The following is a 16630-nucleotide window of genomic DNA, read 5'->3' as shown; positions in this document are numbered from 1 at the left end:
CTCCTACTTTTTCAATAAATACTATACTAATAATTTATATGCGTTAGTATATAATAAATAATAAAAAAGGAATGTATTAATACATCCCTTTTTTATTATTTATTTAAATCTTTTATAGTATTAACTATTTTTTGTGTGTTTGCAGCAAACGCATTATTTATAAATAAAACTTCATTTGCATTATTTTCTTTTACTAATTTTTCTAAGCTCTCCTTATAATGTCTTGAGTCTATAACTATTACTTCTTTATAATGAGGTATTAAAAATGGAACAAATGCATTCCCATAAGATTCTTTTACTACAACCAATTTTTTATTATTTTTAGCATCTTTATTTTTTATATCTATTCTTGGAAAATCTCCATGTAGGAAAACTGAGTAAGCATTAGACCCTTTAGCATAATCTGCATATAAAGTCGTTTTAAGAGGTTTATTAGGGTTTTCTTTTTCATATCTATAAACACTATAATCACAAGGAATTTTATAATAATCCACTTTATCTGGATTGTTTTTAATCTTGCTATCTTGTGTTTGTGCATATAATGTTCCTAAAAAGCCTTCTTTAGTGTATTTGTCATAATTCGATAGTTCTGCAGGTTTAAATCCTGCTTCTTTTGCAAATGATTGATATGCATAGTATGCACCTAATGAAGTCCAGTGATGATCAGTGTTAAAGTATATATACTCATCTTTATGTTTTTTCAAGTTATCATAAGCATCTACAGTCTTTACATCTTTGTCCATATTTTTATATATACTGTCTATAGAATCTTTTTCTGATTTTGACATGTCTTTATATTTTTCAGGTAGTCCAAATTCAACATGAGTTGGGACTACCATATTATAAACTTGTACATCTTTTCCCAATGCTTTTTTATGTTCAGATATAATTTGAGAATATTCTTTTTCTCCAGCTTTATTTTCATTAAAAATCTCAAAGGCCTTATTTCCTATAGTAATAACTGATCCTGATTTTTCAGCAGTTGCATTACTATCAGTTTTATTATTTTGTGATGTATCTACTTTTTGTTCAGAATTAGTATCTGCTGCATTAGAATTTTCAGCGTCTTTATTTGAGCAAGCTACAACTTGACTCCCCATAATAAGCACTAAACACATTGCTAATATTTTTCTTGTTGATGGTTTTATTTTTTTATTCATTTTATTACCTCTCTATTTGTATAATTTTATTTCATCTTCACCTTGTCTTATTCCCTTTGATTCATTTATGTGAGAAGATATCTGTAAAAATTTATCTCTAAATGGAAATGTGTCATTATAAAAATTTTCAATTCCTTTAAAGTAGTCTCCAGAGAATAGTGATTCTTTTGTATACTTAGGAAATTTTGCTAATTCTCTTTTTTCTATTTCTGATACTGTCTTTTTTGGCATAATTACTGATAAAACAGAAAACATTATCAAGGTTGCCAAAAATATAAATATATTTATTTTATTTAATATTTTACTTAATTCATTTTTTCGTTTCTCTTGTCTTTTTAATTTACGGCTCATAAGACCTCCTAAAACCTAAAATATAAAAATGGATTGTAGCTGCTTGCTATTAACATTGAAGTACAACAAATCATTATCGCTACATTTAATAGAACTTCTACAACTTGTCCAAATGGTTTTATTCTACTTTGTCCTATATATTGTTTCAGATATGGATATAGAGGGGTACTAGCAACTATAGCTATTAAAATCCAATATATATTGTTTGTAAAAACTAACTTTAGCTCATTATTTGTAAACTCATTATTTGTAAATCCAAATAGTATCTTTATATATTCAAAAGCTCTATTTACATCTGTAAAGTAAAATAAAGTCCATCCAACTAAAAGTGCAACAATCAGATATATATGTGAAAATATTTTTGGTATTTTGTTTAAAACTCTAAATAAAATCTTTTTTTCTAAATATACTAATATACCAAAATAAAGACCCCAAAGTATAAAGTTCCAACTAGCTCCATGCCATATACCAGTTAAAAACCATACAACGAATAAATTAAATATCATGTTTTTTCTATTTCCACCTAATGGTATATATACATAGTCTCTAAAGAAACTCCCTAATGATATATGCCATCTTCTCCAAAATTCAGTTGCAGATTTTGATATATACGGATAGTTGAAATTCTCCATGTATGTAAATCCAAACATCTTCCCAAGTCCTATCGCCATATCTGAGTATCCAGAGAAATCAAAATATATTTGTATAGTAAACATTGCAATTCCAAACCAAGCTTCAAGAACAGTTATACTAGATAAATCTGAATTCATATATTGAGTTACAAACTGTCCTGCTACATTTGCAATTAATACTTTCTTTGCAAGACCTATAGTAAACCTACTTATTCCACTACTAAAATTTTCTACAGTAGTAACTCTACTTTCAATTTCTTCTTCTACATCTGAATATCTAACTATTGGTCCTGCAACTAATTGATGGTACAGAGATACATACATCAAGAACTTCGAGAAATTTTTCTGTGCTTTAACCTCTCCCTTATATACATCTACTGTGTATGATAAAGTTTGAAATGTATAAAAAGAAATTCCTATAGGCAATGAAAATTTAGGTATTTCTAACGATAAATTAAATATAGTATTTAAATTTTCATATAAAAATGCACTATATTTAAAAGTAATTAATAATCCTAAATTAATACATATAGATGATAATAAACCTATTTTAGCTAACTTAGTTCCTCTATACTTTTCAATAAATAGTCCATGTCCGTAATCTACTAAAGAACTAAATATTAAAAGAAATATCCACACCGGTTCTCCCCAAGCATAAAATGCTAAAGAAAAAATAATCAAAATAAAATTTTTCCATTTTCTGCTCTTAACTGCATAATACAGAATAAGATTAATAGGAAGAAATAAGTAAAGAAATAACGTATTTGAAAATACCATAACCCACCTCCATTAGTTTTTATAATCTTAAATCCTTTGACCTTAGCGTTAATTTATCATCGTTAAGTGACATTTATGTTACAGTTAAAAATATAAACTTCTTAAAAGTAAAAAAATCCAACTCTAAAATAGAGTTGGATTTTTAATTATTTAATCTTTTACAATATATTAAATTCAGCTTTACTTCCTTTTGATGTAGATACTACTTCTAATTTAGCATCTATTCTTTCTTTTAATTCTTCAACATGTGATATTATACCTACTAACCTTCCACCTCTTTGAAGTTCAAGTAGACTATCAATTGCGTTATCTAGTGATTGTGGATCTAATGTTCCAAATCCTTCATCAACAAACATAGTATCAAGGGATACTCCTCCTGCATTTGATTGAACTACATCTGAAAGTCCTAGTGCCAAAGATAAAGATGCTTTGAAACTTTCTCCTCCTGATAATGAGCTAACATCTCTAGAGCTGTCTGTATAGTTATCGTAAATTTCTAGTTCTAAACCTTTTTGCCCCGCTCCTTTGCTCTTACTTTTCTTTCTTATTAAGGAGAATCTATCACCTGTCATTTTTTCAAGTCTTATATTTGCCGCTTCTATTATATCTTCAAAGTATGAAGCTAATATGTATCTTTCAAAAGATATATATGGAGATTTTTTACCATTTGCCAAATCAGCTAATTCTCCTACAACCTTATACTCTTCTTCTATAGCTTTAAACTTAGCATTTAAACTTTCTACATTTTTAAGTATAGATTTATTGTTTTCTAATACTGAGTAAAGTTCTCTAAGTCTAAGCTCTAAACCTTTCTTTTCTTCTTGAAGTTTTTTTAGCTTTTCATCAATACTATCTATATCAATAAAAGATAAATCTTTAGTTTTAATAACTATGTCTTCTTTTTTAGATTTAAGTAAATTTAAATTTAAATAATAATCTTCTACTTCTTTTTCTAAGTCTTCAATTAAGTAAATCTTTGATTTAAACTCCTCATAATTGTTAAAATCATTGAATCCTAAGCTTTTTAATAAAGTATTAAATTCTAACTTTATCTTTTCTACATTAGACTTTAATTCTTCCATAGAGCTCTTAATTTCATTAGATTTAGAAACTTCACCTTCTAATTGTTTTGATATATTTTCATTATACTCTCTTAACTTATTTAAGTTATTTAAGCTTATTTCTAACTCTTTTGTTTTATCATTTAGTAAAATTCCAAGAGTTTTTATATCCAAAATATCATTAGGAATTTCTTTTTTATACGCTTCTATTCTAGTGTTTATTTGAGCTATTTCCGGTAGTAGTATCTTTTCAGTTTTTTCTAATTTACTCAGTTCTTTTTCAACTTCTATTAAACTGTTTTCTATGGTTATATTTTGTTCATCTATATTTTTTTTCATAGATAATTTTTCATTTGTTTTTATAAGTTCTTTATTTAAATCATCAATATTAACTTTTAATTCAAGACCCTTTAACTTAACTATCTCAGCTGTTTTAGCTGAATAGTTTTCATCTATATTTAAAGTTTTTGAAAACTTTAATAAACTACTACTTACAATCTCAAAATAATTTTTACAGTCAGTATTTAATTTAGTTAATTCATTTATCTTTAAATTATTTTCATTTTCAGCTTCTTCTAATTTTTCTTTAGCTATTTTCAATTCCTCTTTAGTCGGAACTATTAAGTTTTTACTTATAACTGCTGGATTTGGATGATTTTTAGATCCACATACAGGACAGGGTGTGTTTTCTTTTAAAGAATATGCAAGTATACCTGCTTGTTCTTTTTTATAAAGTTCATCCATATCATTATAATTTTTCTTTATACTTTTATATACTTTTTCAAATGAATCATATTCTATTTTTAAGTTATTATGACTAAGTTTTGATTTTTCATAACTTGCTATTATTTTAAACAACTCTCTAGTCTCTTGTATTATTTTTTCCTTATTAGAGATTTCATTTGCTATCTCTACTTTTTTGGTCTCTGCTGTAGCTATTTCTTTTAATTTATTTTCATTTTCTAATTTTTGTTTTTTTAAATTTTCATTAACTTTTTTATTATCTTCTATTTTACTTTTAATTTCCTCAATACTCTCAGTTTTAATAATTAAGCTATTTTTTAATTCATCAAATTCCGCTATTTTAGGTCTTATACTCTCTAACTTATTTATCTCTAATTTAAGAGCATCCCTTTCAGGTTCTTTAGCTTCTTCTATTTTTAAATTTGATTTCGCTATATCAGCTTCTTTATTTAGTCTTTCAATATTTAATAGAGTTTCTTCATATGATTTTTTTCTTTGTTCTAATATATTTTCATTTTCTATTAATTTATCTTCTATGTATTTAACTTCTTTAGCACTCTTACATTTATTTATAGTTTCTTTTTTTATTTCAAATTCTTTTTCTTTATTTATAAGATCTAATAAACTATTATCTATTTTTTCTTTTTCTTTCAATAAATTGTTATTGTTTTCTATTTTTACTTTTTCCTTATTTATAAGTTCTAATTCATTATATAACGCTTTATCATCTTCATTTAAATTTTTATAAACTTCACTATCCTTTGATATAAAATCTTTTAATTTTTCTATAACAAAAGGAAAATCTACATATTCTCCAATGGATATATCATGCTCACCTTTTATATTTTTTAAGTTAGTTTGCATTTCATCCTTACTTTTGTTTCTGTTTTTACTTAAACTTATAGCTTTTTCTTTAAGATCTATCTGTATTTTTTCAAAATCATAAGTGTTAAATATTTTTCTAAAAATACCTTCTCTTTCTAATGAATCTGCTAATAATAACTTTTTAAATTCACCTTGTGGAAGCATAACAATTTGTTTAAACTGATCTCTAGTTATACCCAATATCTCAATCAATTTATTTGTTACATTGGTAACTTTAGTTATAACTTTTCCATCTGGTAATGTAAGTGTTGCGTCTGCACTCTTTTCTGTAAATCCTTCGCCCCTTGATTTTTTCTTCTTTTGCTTTGGAACTCTGTTTACAATATATCGCTCACCTTTTAATTCAAATTCTAATTCTACAAAAGTTTCTACATCATCATCTGCAAAATGACTTCTCAAAGAGTCTGTTTCTCTTGACTCTCCACTAGCCTCTCCGTATAGAGCATAACTTATAGCGTCAAATATAGTAGTTTTACCTGCTCCTGTTTTTCCTGATATCACAAATATATTTCTACCATTTAATTCTTCAAAATCTATAACTTGCTTATCTGCATAGGGTCCAAAGGCACTTATGGTTAACTTTATAGGTCTCATTATTTCACCTCACTTTTTAAAACTTCATTTATAGTATTCATTAAAACTACTTCTTTTTCTTCTGTATAATCTCCGCTACCTAAATCTTCATAAAACTCTTTAAATAGCTCTAGCTTACTTTTTCTCTTATATTCACCTTTTGCTGAAGTTTTATCTTCACTAATTTCCCTTTTTCTCTCTCTTGTTATTAACATAGTATTTGGATAAACTGCTCTTAATTTTTCCATTGGATTTATAAGTTCTCCATCATCTGTTAATATAGCTTGTATATAATCTTCTTTTCCTTCTTCTAATTCTCTAGCTTCCTCTATTAAGTCTTCTATATTCCCTTTTACAACTCTTAAATCTCTTACTGGCTTTAAACATTTAAAATCTATATTTATTTCATCTTTATTGTCTATATCTAATATGTATACTCCTTTTTTTTGTTTAACTTCTGAGAAAGAATACTTTAATATTGATCCTGAGTACTTCATTTCTTCTCTTCCAATTTTTTGTCTTCCATGAAGATGACCTAGAGCTACATAATCAAAGTCATCAAATATTTTACCATCTATTAAATCTGTTCCTCCTATTGACAGCGGTCTTTCAGATTCTGATGTTTCAAGATTTGCTACTTCATATTTATTTTCAATACACTCTATTGCATCTTCTCTTTTCATAGTAACATATCCATGTCCTACTAGGATATTTATTTCTTCATAATTTATATTCTCCTTAATTTTTTCTACTACGAATTTCATTGCATCATTATGGCTTTTAACTTCTTTTTCATCTAAAACTTTCCTTGTTAATGCGGGATCCTTATATGGAATCAAATAAAAGTTTACATTTTTTTCTCCATCTTTTACAACTACATGCTTGTATAATTCATCGTCTCTACCAGCTATATATAATCCATGCTTTTCTAAAATTTCACTTCCAAAGCTTAGCCTTTCTCCACCATCATGATTTCCTGATATAGCTAATACTTTTACTTTTTTATCAATTATTAAATTACTTAAAGTTTCATTTAATAATTCTACAGCTTCCACAGGTGGAATTGATCGATCATATACATCCCCTGATATTATAAGTACTTCTGGCTTTTCTTTTTCTATTAAATCTATTAATCTATTTAAAATGTATTTTTGATCTTCAATCATTGAAAATTCATTTACTATTTTTCCAATATGCCAATCACTTGTGTGAATAATTTTCATAAATTTCCTCCTTAATCTTTTCTATAATTGATTATATCATAAAAAGCCTTCATTTAAATGAAGGCTTCTTTATTACATATCACTTTCTATTTCTTCAATAAAAGCATCTACAATCTTTGAATCAAATTGAGTTCCTGAATTTTTTATTAATTCTTCTATTGCTTGGTTTTTTGACATTGCCTTTCTATATGCTCTATCACTTGTCATTGCATCAAATGAATCTACAACAGATATTATCCTTGACAATAATGGGATTTCTTCGCCTTTTAACCCTAGTGGGTATCCATTTCCATCGTATCGTTCATGATGAGTTAAAATTCCATAAGCTACATGCGATAAATCAGGTGTGCAATTAGCTATTCTAAATCCTTTTTCACTATGATTTTTGATTAACCCATATTCTTCTTGAGTAAGAGGTCCCGGTTTTTCTATTATACTTTCACATACCCCAATTTTTCCTATATCATGTAGATATGCCAATAATTTTAATTCTCTAATTTGTTTATTATTTAAGTTTAATTTTTTACCTATTTTGTATGCATATTCTGCAGTCCTACTAGTATGATCTCTTGTTTCTAAGCTCTTTTCTTCTAGTGTTTTTTGTAGAGATTTCATTATGTAATTTTTTCTACTCTCTTTTGATAGTAACTTTTCTTGATACATTGTATCTTCTGCTTCTTTTATTAAATCTTCTATACTTAATTTATTGTCAACTTTTGTTGAGATCCCTAATGCTATACTTATTTTCATGGAATAATTACTAGCCTTTTTACAATTTTCTAAAATAATATTATATGTACTTTGGGCACAAATAGAATTTGTGTTTGGCATAAGAATTATAAATTCATCTCCACCCCATCTAAAAATAAGGTCCCTTTCATTACAACTATTTTTTAAAATTTCTGAAATTTTTATAATCAATTTATCCCCTTCTAAATGGCCTCTTGTATCATTTAATTTTTTTAATCCATTTGCATCTCCAATTATCATACTTAGAGGATAAAATTTTTCATTATTTAAAATCTTTATTTGTTCTTCAAAATATGCTCGATTAAAAAGTCCCGTTAATTTATCTGTATAACTCATTTGTCTTAACATATTTTCTAATTCTTTTCTTTTTGTTATGTCTCTTGATACGCCTACTACGCCTACTACTTCATTTTTTTCATTTATTACAGGTGTTTTTATACTTTCAAAATATGTAACTTCATTTTTACTATTTCTTATTTTTAATTTGGAATATATATTTTTTTTACTATCTATTACTTCTTTATCTTTTTTTATAAGATATTCTGCTAAATTTTTATCTTCACTTAATTCTACATCTGTTTTTCCTATAACATCACTCTTGTCTTTTTCATAAAACCCTTCAAAAAAAGCATTATTTCCTCCTACATATTTACCTTCTTTATCCTTATAAAATACTATATCTGGTATGCTATTTATTATAGTTTCAACTAATTTCTTCTGATAAATATTATCTTCTTCATATTGCTTAAACTCTGATATATCGTGTATTATACCAGTTACTGCAATTATTTCTTTATCCTTGTCAAGTACAGGGGTTAAATAAGCTTTGGTTATTTTATTTTTATGCTTATTTTCAAATGTCATAGGTTGTTTGCTTTCTAGTACTTTTTCATAGTTCATATCATACATTTTAGCTATTTCTACAGGGTATATATCTTTATTGAATTTGCCTATGATATCTTCTTTATTTATTTCTTTACTTATATATGTGTCTTTAAATTTTTGGTTTATGTCTAGAAATGCTCCTTCTTTTGATTTTATCCATATAGGTATAGGCAGCGTGTTAAATATTAAATCCATTAAATTTTCTTTCATATTTTTTCCTACTTCCTTTTACATATCATATCACTTATATATTACTTTAAATCATGTATTTTTTCATTTGGTAAATTTTGGGTTGCAAAGTAGCAATATGTATTAAAATTCAAAATTTATAGCATATTTTATTTATTTATATTATTATATTAAAATGAAATAAAAGTTTAAGGAGAATTTTTTATGCCATTTACATTAGCTCATCCAGCTGTAGTAATTTTTTCAAAGAACAAAAACTTTAATTTATTAGGATTGATTCTAGGCTCTATGGCCCCAGATTTTATATATTTTTTATTATTTAATCCAAGCAGTAACTTAGGACATACACTATTAGGATTTATAATTCTTAATCTTCCAATATGCTTTTTGTTAAACTACCTAATATTAAAGTTCATAAAAAATCCATTTATAATTAATCTCCCTTATAAGATCTGTAACTATTATACATATCTTATAAATTATGATTTTAATTTTAAAAGTCCTAAAGATATTTTTGTATTTACATACTCATGTATAGTCGGAATGCTAACACATATAATCTGGGATGCATTTACCCATAAAACAGGTTATTTTGTTGTTAACATAAATCTATTAAAAGAATCTATACATATACTTGGTTATCAAGTTCCATTTTTCAAATTGCTTCAACATGGTAGCACACTATTAGGTTTTTTTGTTATTTTATATTACTTCTATACTATAAGAAGGTATAGTAATAAATATATAAGATCAAATAAATTTCAATATCATTTAATAGCTATTTCTATACAAATTTTAATTATTATTTTAAGCTACCTTATATTTAAAAACTTTGGAATAGGTAGACTTGTAGTAACTTTTATAAATGGATTGTTTTTAGGATATTTAACCTCATCAATTATTTATAGATACAAATTATTTAAATAAGTTTTATAATATAAAAATAAGTAGTTAACGGTGTAACTTAGTTTCATTCCGTAACTACTTATTTTTATTAAGCTAATGCTTCTTTTTCTGTATTTTCAGATTCTATACTTTCAGGTTTTAAAGTTTCAATATTCATATTATTACATTCTAAATTTTTAAATGATGTTGAAAGCATAAGTTTTATTCTATTTAACTGATTGACTTCGCTAGCCCCTGGATCATAGTCTATTGGAACAATATTGGAATCATCGTAAATTCTTTTTAATTCCTTAATTACTCCTTTTCCAGTTATGTGATTAGGTAAGCAAGCAAAAGGTTGCATGCAGATAATATTTTTCACACCACTTTCGATAAGTTCCATCATTTCAGCTGTTAAAAGCCATCCTTCCCCAGCTTGATTTCCTAGAGAAATTACATTAGATGCTATACTTCCTAGAGTTTTAATATCTTTTGTCTTACTAAATCTCTTACTACTTTCCAAAGCATTCATATAATGCTTTTGGTATTTTTCAATTGCACCTATACCAAATTTACCACCTAGTTTTTTATATTTTTTATCTAAATGGTTATCAGCCTTATAATATGTATTGAAGCAACAACTTAAAAAGAAATTCATAAGTTCTGGAACAACTACCTCAGCTCCTTCAGCTTCCAACACATCTACAATGTTGTTATTTGCCAATGGATGAAATTTAACTAAGATCTCTCCAACTAATCCAACTTTAGGTTTTTCGACTTGTACTATAGGTAAATTATCAAAATCTCTTACTATATTATATATGTTTTCTTTAAACTCAATAAAGCTTCCGATTTCTAAACTTTTTTTACAAATCCTTATGTATTTTTCATATAGTTTATTAGCACTTCCCTTTACTTTTTCATATGGTCTAACTCTATATAAAACCTTCATAAGCAAGTCTCCATATATGGCTCCCATTAAAACTTTATTTACTAAGCTTAATGAGAAAGCACTATATAAATTACTTTTTTCTTCTCCATTTATAGATAAAGATAATACAGGTACATCTTCATATCCTGCATCACTTAAAGCTTTTCTTAAGAAACCAATGTAGTTAGTAGCTCTGCAAACCCCTCCAGTTTGAGTTATTGCCACCGCAGTCTTACTTAAATCATACTTTCCACTTTTTAATGCTTTAATAATTTGACCTACTACAATAATCGCTGGATAGCAAGCATCATTATTGACATATTTCAATCCTTCTTCTACAGCACCTTCATAATCTTTTAATAATACCATATTATATCCACATGATCTTACTCCATGTTCTACTAAATCAAAGTGTATAGGTGACATTTGAGGAACTAAAATATTATAATCTTCTTTTATAGCTTTAACTAAACTTCCTTTTTTATATTTTTTTTCAACTTTTATAATTTCTATATTATTTTTATCTCTTTCTTCTATGGCCGCTTTTAACGATCTTAATCTTATTTTAGCAGCTCCTAAATTATTTCCTTCATCAATTTTTATACAGGTGTATATTCTTCCCTCACTATTTAAAAGTTCTTGAACTTGATCAGTTGTAACTGAATCAAGACCACAACCAAAAGAATTTAACTGAACAAGTTCTAAATTTTTTGAATGACTAACATATTTTGCAGCTCTATATAATCTTGAATGATATGCCCATTGATCTACAACTCTTAAAGACTTATCTATTTTGCCTAAATGGCATATACTATCCTCTGTTAGGACTGCCATATCTAAAGAATTTATAAGTTCTGGTATCCCATGATTTATTTCTGGGTCAATATGATACGGTCTTCCTGCTAAAACAATACCCTTCATATTGTTTTTTTCTATTAATCGTAATGCTTTTTCACCCATATTCTGTATGTCTTTTTTAAATTTTTCATGTTCTTTAAAACCTAGATCTACACTTTTACTTATTTCATCTTTACTTATTTCTATAAAATCTTTATCATATAGTTTAATTTTATTTAACTCTTCAAAAAGACTTTTCTTTAATGCTTTTTTATTATTCATTGGCAAAAATGGATTAATAAAATTAATATTTTTATCTCGTATTTCACTAATATTATTTTTTATAACTTCTGAGTATGACATTACAACAGGGCAATTAAAATGATTATCTATATTTTCAAACTCTTTATGTTCATGTCTTATACATGGATAAAAAATTGTTTTAACTCCTTTTTCAATTAAATCATTTATATGACCATGGACTAGTTTCGCTGGATAGCAAACTGATTCAGAAACAATTGAATCCATACCTTTTTCATAAATTTGTTTAGACGATTTTTCTGATAAAATAACTCTAAATCCTAAGTTTGTAAATATAGTGTGCCAGAAAGGATAATTCTCATACATATTTAAAACCCTAGGTATACCAATGGTTTTTCGCTTTGCATATTTAGCTTCTAAGCTTTTATATCCAAATATTTTTTTATATTTGTATTCAAATATATTTATATGTTTATTTTCATTAACTTCTAATCCTGATCCTTTTTCACATCTATTTCCTGAAATGAACTTTTCTCTATTTCCAAAATTATTTATAGTAAGTAAGCAATTATTAGAACATTTTCCACACCTTGCAGTAATGGTTCTTAGCTTTATATTCTTTATATTATCTCTATCTAACAATAGTGTAGTGTACCCTTTTTTATATTTTTCTTTTGCAATTATACTAGCTCCAAATGCACCCATTATTCCTGCAATATTAGGTCTTACAACTTCTCGTTCCGTTAATATTTCAAATACCCTTAATACAGCATCGTTATAAAAAGTTCCTCCTTGAACAACAGGATATTGTCCAATATCTTCTTTAGATTTTGCTTTTATAACCTTATATAATGCATTTTTTATAACTGAATATGATAATCCAGCACTTATATCACTTACCGAATTGCCTTCCTTTTGAGCTTGTTTTACTCTTGAGTTCATAAATACCGTACATCTAGATCCTAAATCAACTGGATTTTCAGAGTATAGAGCTTTTTTAGAAAATTCTTTTATATCAAGTTCTAATGATTTCGCAAAAGTTTCTAAAAACGACCCACACCCCGAAGAGCAAGCTTCATTTAATATTATAGTTTCGATAACTCCATTATTTATCTTTAGACATTTCATATCTTGCCCGCCTATATCAAGTATAAAGTCTACATTTGGAGAGAAAAACTTAGCTCCCTTATAATGCGCTACCGTTTCTATTTCTCCTATATCTATCTTTAACGCTTGTTTTAGTAAAGCTTCTCCATATCCTGTAACTGCTGAATTCACTATTTTAGCTGTATTTGGTAAGTTTATATATATATCATTTAAAATATCTATTGTAGAGTTTAAAGGGCTTCCTTCATTGCTTTTATATGCCGAATATAGTAAATTGCCATCATCATCAATTAGAGCTACCTTAGTTGTTGTAGATCCTGCGTCAATACCTAAAAAGCAATCTCCTGAGTAATTTGATAACTCTTTTGTAGTAACTATATTCATACTATGTCTTTCTTTGAATTTTTCATATTCTTCTTCGTTTATAAATAAAGGCTTTAATTTACTTTGATTGGTATTTTGAGTTTCTTTTGAGTTCTTTAAGTTTAATAATAAGTCACTTATCATAAATGTTTTATTATTTGTATATGAAAGAGCTGCTCCTATAGCTATGTACAGTTGAGCATCTTTAGGAAATATAATATCGTGTTCGTCTAAGTTTAACATATCTATAAATGCTTGTCTTAGTTGGGATAAAAAGTATAGCGGTCCTCCTAAAAAAGCAACTTTTCCCTGTATTTTTCTTCCACAGGCTAAAACACTTATAGTTTGTACTGCTACTGCATGAAAAATACTCATTGCTATATCTTCTTTTCTTGCACCCTCATTTATCAATGGCTGAATATCTGTTTTGGCAAATACTCCACATCTGGCGGCTATGCTATATATATTTTTATAATCTTTTGCTAGTTCATTTAACCCGCTAGCATCAGTCTTTAATAAAGATGCCATTTGATCTATAAAAGAACCAGTTCCTCCTGCGCAAATTCCATTCATTCTTTGTTCTATTCCATTAGTTAAATAGATTATCTTTGCATCTTCTCCACCTAATTCTATAACTACGTCAGTATCTGAATTATAAACTTCCACAGCTTTAGTGCTTGCTATTACCTCTTGTACAAAATCTACACCTAAGTTATTTGCTAAATTCATTCCTCCTGAACCAGTTATAACTACAGAAACGCAACTATCTCCTATACTTCTATAAGTGTCTTCTAGAATTTTTATTACAGCGTTTTTTATATCAGATAAATGTCTTCTGTATTTTTTAAATACAATATTGTTGTGCTTATCTAATACTACTAATTTTACAGTAGTTGATCCAACATCAATTCCTATATGAAAAGTTTCCTTCATACACATCACCTCATTATTCTAGTTGTATTTTGATTGTTTTTGTATTTTATAATTGAAATTTAAGAATAATTATTGTTCCTTGTAATATTTACCACAAAAGATGTAATTTTAAACACCTTATATTCAATTTAAATAAAAAAAGAAGTTATTAGAAATAACTTCTTTTTTACCAACTTATACAATAGCTTTGCCTGAGATTTTATTAATGTTTATCTTTATTACTTTAGTTTTGTCTCCAGCATTTTTTATGTACAATTTACCTTTATCTATAAAATCAGGTGAATATTTTTTCAACAGCTCTAGTAAAGCTTCATTTTTTTCTTCTCCAAAAACTTCATTAGCCTCTCCAAATAAAATAGTACTTTCATATTTTGTGCTAAACTTTTCTGGAATTACACAAGTTTTGCCTACTACACAAAATGAAACTTTGTTATTATAATTAATGTTTTCTATCTTTTGTCCTTCTAATGCACAATGAAAATATACTGAGTTATTAAAATATACATAGCTTAGTGGTGTACCATATGAGTATCCATTTTCTCCATTTGTAGATAAAACCCCATACTCTCCATTTTTTAAAATTTCTTTAGCCTCTACAATTTCAATTTGTCTTTCTTTTCTTCTCATTTGCTTAAACATATCTACAAGTCTCCTTTTATACAGTTTAGTAAATTGTAGCACTTATAATATTTTTTGTGAATATTTATTCACCCTATTTATTACCAAATTATATTTTTTACTTTGGATAGTTAACTAAAAAAGTTTATAAAAGTTACAATTGTCGGTATTCCCACTAAATCTACTAAAAATGCTCCAACTAAAGGTACTATTAAAAAAGCCTTTGTTGAATTTCCATACTTAGAAGTAACAGAATTTATATTAGCTAATGCATTTGGAGTTGCTCCAAGTCCATGACCTAACATACCTGAAACCATAACTGCAGCATCAAAATCTTTTCCTAATAATCTAAATCCAATAAATATTCCATATAATGCTATAAATATAACTTGTGCAAGAACTATTACTATCATCGGTCCTGCAAGTCCTGCTAATTCCCATAATTTTATACTCATAAGTGCCATTGTTAAAAATATGCCCAAACAAACATTGCTTATTATATCAACTGAATATAGATCTATTTTCACAATATTTATCTTGTCATTTAAATTTCTAAATAAAACTGCAACAAACATTGCACCTACATATCCTGGAAGTACTACACCTGTAGCATTTGAAAACCATGACCCAAATAAATTTCCAATAGTCATGCAAGATGCTATAACTGCAATTTGAGTTATCATAGTACTTGAATTGAATGAGTCACTTAATTTTATTCCTGCCGTTTCTTCTACAGATATATTTTTATCATATTCTTCTACTGATGGTTTTAAATTGTACTTATCTATTAAGTATCTAGAAACTGGCCCTCCTATAATTCCTCCAAAAATAACACCAAATGTCGCTGCTGCCATCCCTATTGTAACCGCGCCATTTACACCTAACCCTTCTATAGTTGCCCCAAAGGAAGCTGCATTTGCATGACCACCTTCCATAGAAACAGCTCCACACATAATACCTATAAGAGGGTTTATATTTGTTAGCTTTGCCCCTATAACACCAATTACATTTTGAAATATAGCAAGTCCTCCACACAATATCCAATAAATTATTAATAATTTTCCACCCTTTTTTATAAGAGAAAAGCTAGCTCCTAATCCTATCGTAGTAAAGAAAGCTATCATAAACGGTGATTGTAAAGTAGTATCCATCTCTAAGTTAAATAAATTTACAGTCTTTGAAATAAATATTATAATTGCAAATAAAAGCCCTCCTATAACTGGTCCTGGTATGCAAAATTTGTCTAAAAAACTAATCTTTTTTCTTAAGTAATTTCCTAAAAGCAAAAGTAATGTAGCTAGTGCTAGAGTTGCTATCATGTCCAAATTCACAGTGAAAATTTCCTTTGTAATTTCAAATTCCATGAAATCCCCCCTAATTTATATAACATTAATAAATTACTATTCAATTGACTAAATCTATATACCTTATTTAGATATTTTAAAATGGTAAATAAAAATGAGAT

At 27.0% G+C, this 16630-nt stretch carries 10 protein-coding genes; 1 reads left to right on the top strand and 9 read right to left on the bottom strand.

The window, feature by feature from the left end; all coding sequences use genetic code 11:
- Window positions 1-95: 95 nt before the first annotated feature.
- From GFJ41_RS02970 to GFJ41_RS02945, 6 genes are all read right to left on the bottom strand, one after another.
- Entirely contained in the window at window positions 96-1160 is a 1065-nt protein-coding gene (locus tag GFJ41_RS02970; protein ID WP_150842681.1) for a DHHW family protein, read from the bottom strand.
- 12 nt (window positions 1161-1172) lie between these two features.
- Window positions 1173-1511 carry a DHHW family protein gene (locus tag GFJ41_RS20810; RefSeq protein WP_021429400.1) on the bottom strand — a complete coding sequence of 113 codons (339 nt, stop codon included), beginning with the start codon at window positions 1509-1511 and terminating at the stop codon, window positions 1173-1175.
- An 8-nt stretch (window positions 1512-1519) separates the two neighbouring features.
- Window positions 1520-2824, bottom strand: a complete 1305-nt coding sequence (locus GFJ41_RS02960) for an MBOAT family O-acyltransferase (protein WP_306343034.1) — start codon at window positions 2822-2824, stop codon at window positions 1520-1522.
- A gap of 254 nt (window positions 2825-3078) precedes the next feature.
- Window positions 3079-6204 (bottom strand): AAA family ATPase, encoded by a 3126-nt coding sequence (locus GFJ41_RS02955; protein WP_170074565.1) that lies wholly within the window; start codon window positions 6202-6204, stop codon window positions 3079-3081.
- The gene (locus tag GFJ41_RS02950) at window positions 6204-7406 is read right to left on the bottom strand and encodes an exonuclease SbcCD subunit D (protein ID WP_170074564.1); all 1203 of its coding nucleotides are present in this window, start codon (window positions 7404-7406) and stop codon (window positions 6204-6206) included. Before GFJ41_RS02950 ends, GFJ41_RS02955 begins: the two co-directional genes overlap by 1 nt.
- A 72-nt stretch (window positions 7407-7478) precedes the next feature.
- On the bottom strand, window positions 7479-9251 hold the full coding sequence (locus tag GFJ41_RS02945; protein ID WP_170074563.1) for a sensor domain-containing diguanylate cyclase/phosphohydrolase: 1773 nt from the start codon (window positions 9249-9251) through the stop codon (window positions 7479-7481).
- Between the two features lie 183 nt (window positions 9252-9434).
- On the opposite strand from GFJ41_RS02945, the gene GFJ41_RS02940 reads away from it, so the two are divergent.
- Window positions 9435-10157: a DUF4184 family protein gene (locus tag GFJ41_RS02940; RefSeq protein WP_170074562.1), complete on the top strand. Its 723-nt coding sequence runs from the start codon at window positions 9435-9437 to the stop codon at window positions 10155-10157.
- A gap of 67 nt (window positions 10158-10224) precedes the next feature.
- Here GFJ41_RS02940 and GFJ41_RS02935 read toward each other — a convergent pair whose 3' ends face one another.
- From GFJ41_RS02935 to gltS, 3 genes are all read right to left on the bottom strand, one after another.
- On the bottom strand, window positions 10225-14547 hold the full coding sequence (locus GFJ41_RS02935; RefSeq protein ID WP_170074561.1) for a 2-hydroxyacyl-CoA dehydratase: 4323 nt from the start codon (window positions 14545-14547) through the stop codon (window positions 10225-10227).
- 174 nt (window positions 14548-14721) lie between these two features.
- The gene (locus GFJ41_RS02930; RefSeq protein ID WP_170074560.1) at window positions 14722-15186 is read right to left on the bottom strand and encodes a pyridoxamine 5'-phosphate oxidase family protein; all 465 of its coding nucleotides are present in this window, start codon (window positions 15184-15186) and stop codon (window positions 14722-14724) included.
- A gap of 110 nt (window positions 15187-15296) precedes the next feature.
- Window positions 15297-16529 carry a sodium/glutamate symporter gene (gltS, locus tag GFJ41_RS02925; protein WP_085281708.1) on the bottom strand — a complete coding sequence of 411 codons (1233 nt, stop codon included), beginning with the start codon at window positions 16527-16529 and terminating at the stop codon, window positions 15297-15299.
- Window positions 16530-16630: the final 101 nt, after the last annotated feature.

This window comes from Paraclostridium dentum (genome assembly GCF_012922555.1).
GTDB classification, from domain to species: Bacteria; Bacillota; Clostridia; order Peptostreptococcales; family Peptostreptococcaceae; genus Paraclostridium; species Paraclostridium dentum.
The sequence above is the reverse complement of the archived record's forward strand: the minus strand, read 5'-3'. Positions and strand labels throughout refer to the sequence as shown.

Excerpts from the sequence above, each read along its gene's own strand:
- GFJ41_RS02935 (WP_170074561.1), bottom strand. The coding sequence starts at position 14,547 with ATGAAGGAAACTTTTCATATAGGAATTGATGTTGGATCAACTACTGTA.
- GFJ41_RS20810 (WP_021429400.1), bottom strand. The coding sequence starts at position 1,511 with ATGAGCCGTAAATTAAAAAGACAAGAGAAACGAAAAAATGAATTAAGT.
- GFJ41_RS02970 (WP_150842681.1), bottom strand. The coding sequence starts at position 1,160 with ATGAATAAAAAAATAAAACCATCAACAAGAAAAATATTAGCAATGTGT.
- GFJ41_RS02955 (WP_170074565.1), bottom strand. The coding sequence starts at position 6,204 with ATGAGACCTATAAAGTTAACCATAAGTGCCTTTGGACCCTATGCAGAT.
- gltS (WP_085281708.1), bottom strand. The coding sequence starts at position 16,529 with ATGGAATTTGAAATTACAAAGGAAATTTTCACTGTGAATTTGGACATG.
- GFJ41_RS02930 (WP_170074560.1), bottom strand. The coding sequence starts at position 15,186 with ATGTTTAAGCAAATGAGAAGAAAAGAAAGACAAATTGAAATTGTAGAG.
- GFJ41_RS02950 (WP_170074564.1), bottom strand. The coding sequence starts at position 7,406 with ATGAAAATTATTCACACAAGTGATTGGCATATTGGAAAAATAGTAAAT.
- GFJ41_RS02940 (WP_170074562.1), top strand. The coding sequence starts at position 9,435 with ATGCCATTTACATTAGCTCATCCAGCTGTAGTAATTTTTTCAAAGAAC.
- GFJ41_RS02945 (WP_170074563.1), bottom strand. The coding sequence starts at position 9,251 with ATGAAAGAAAATTTAATGGATTTAATATTTAACACGCTGCCTATACCT.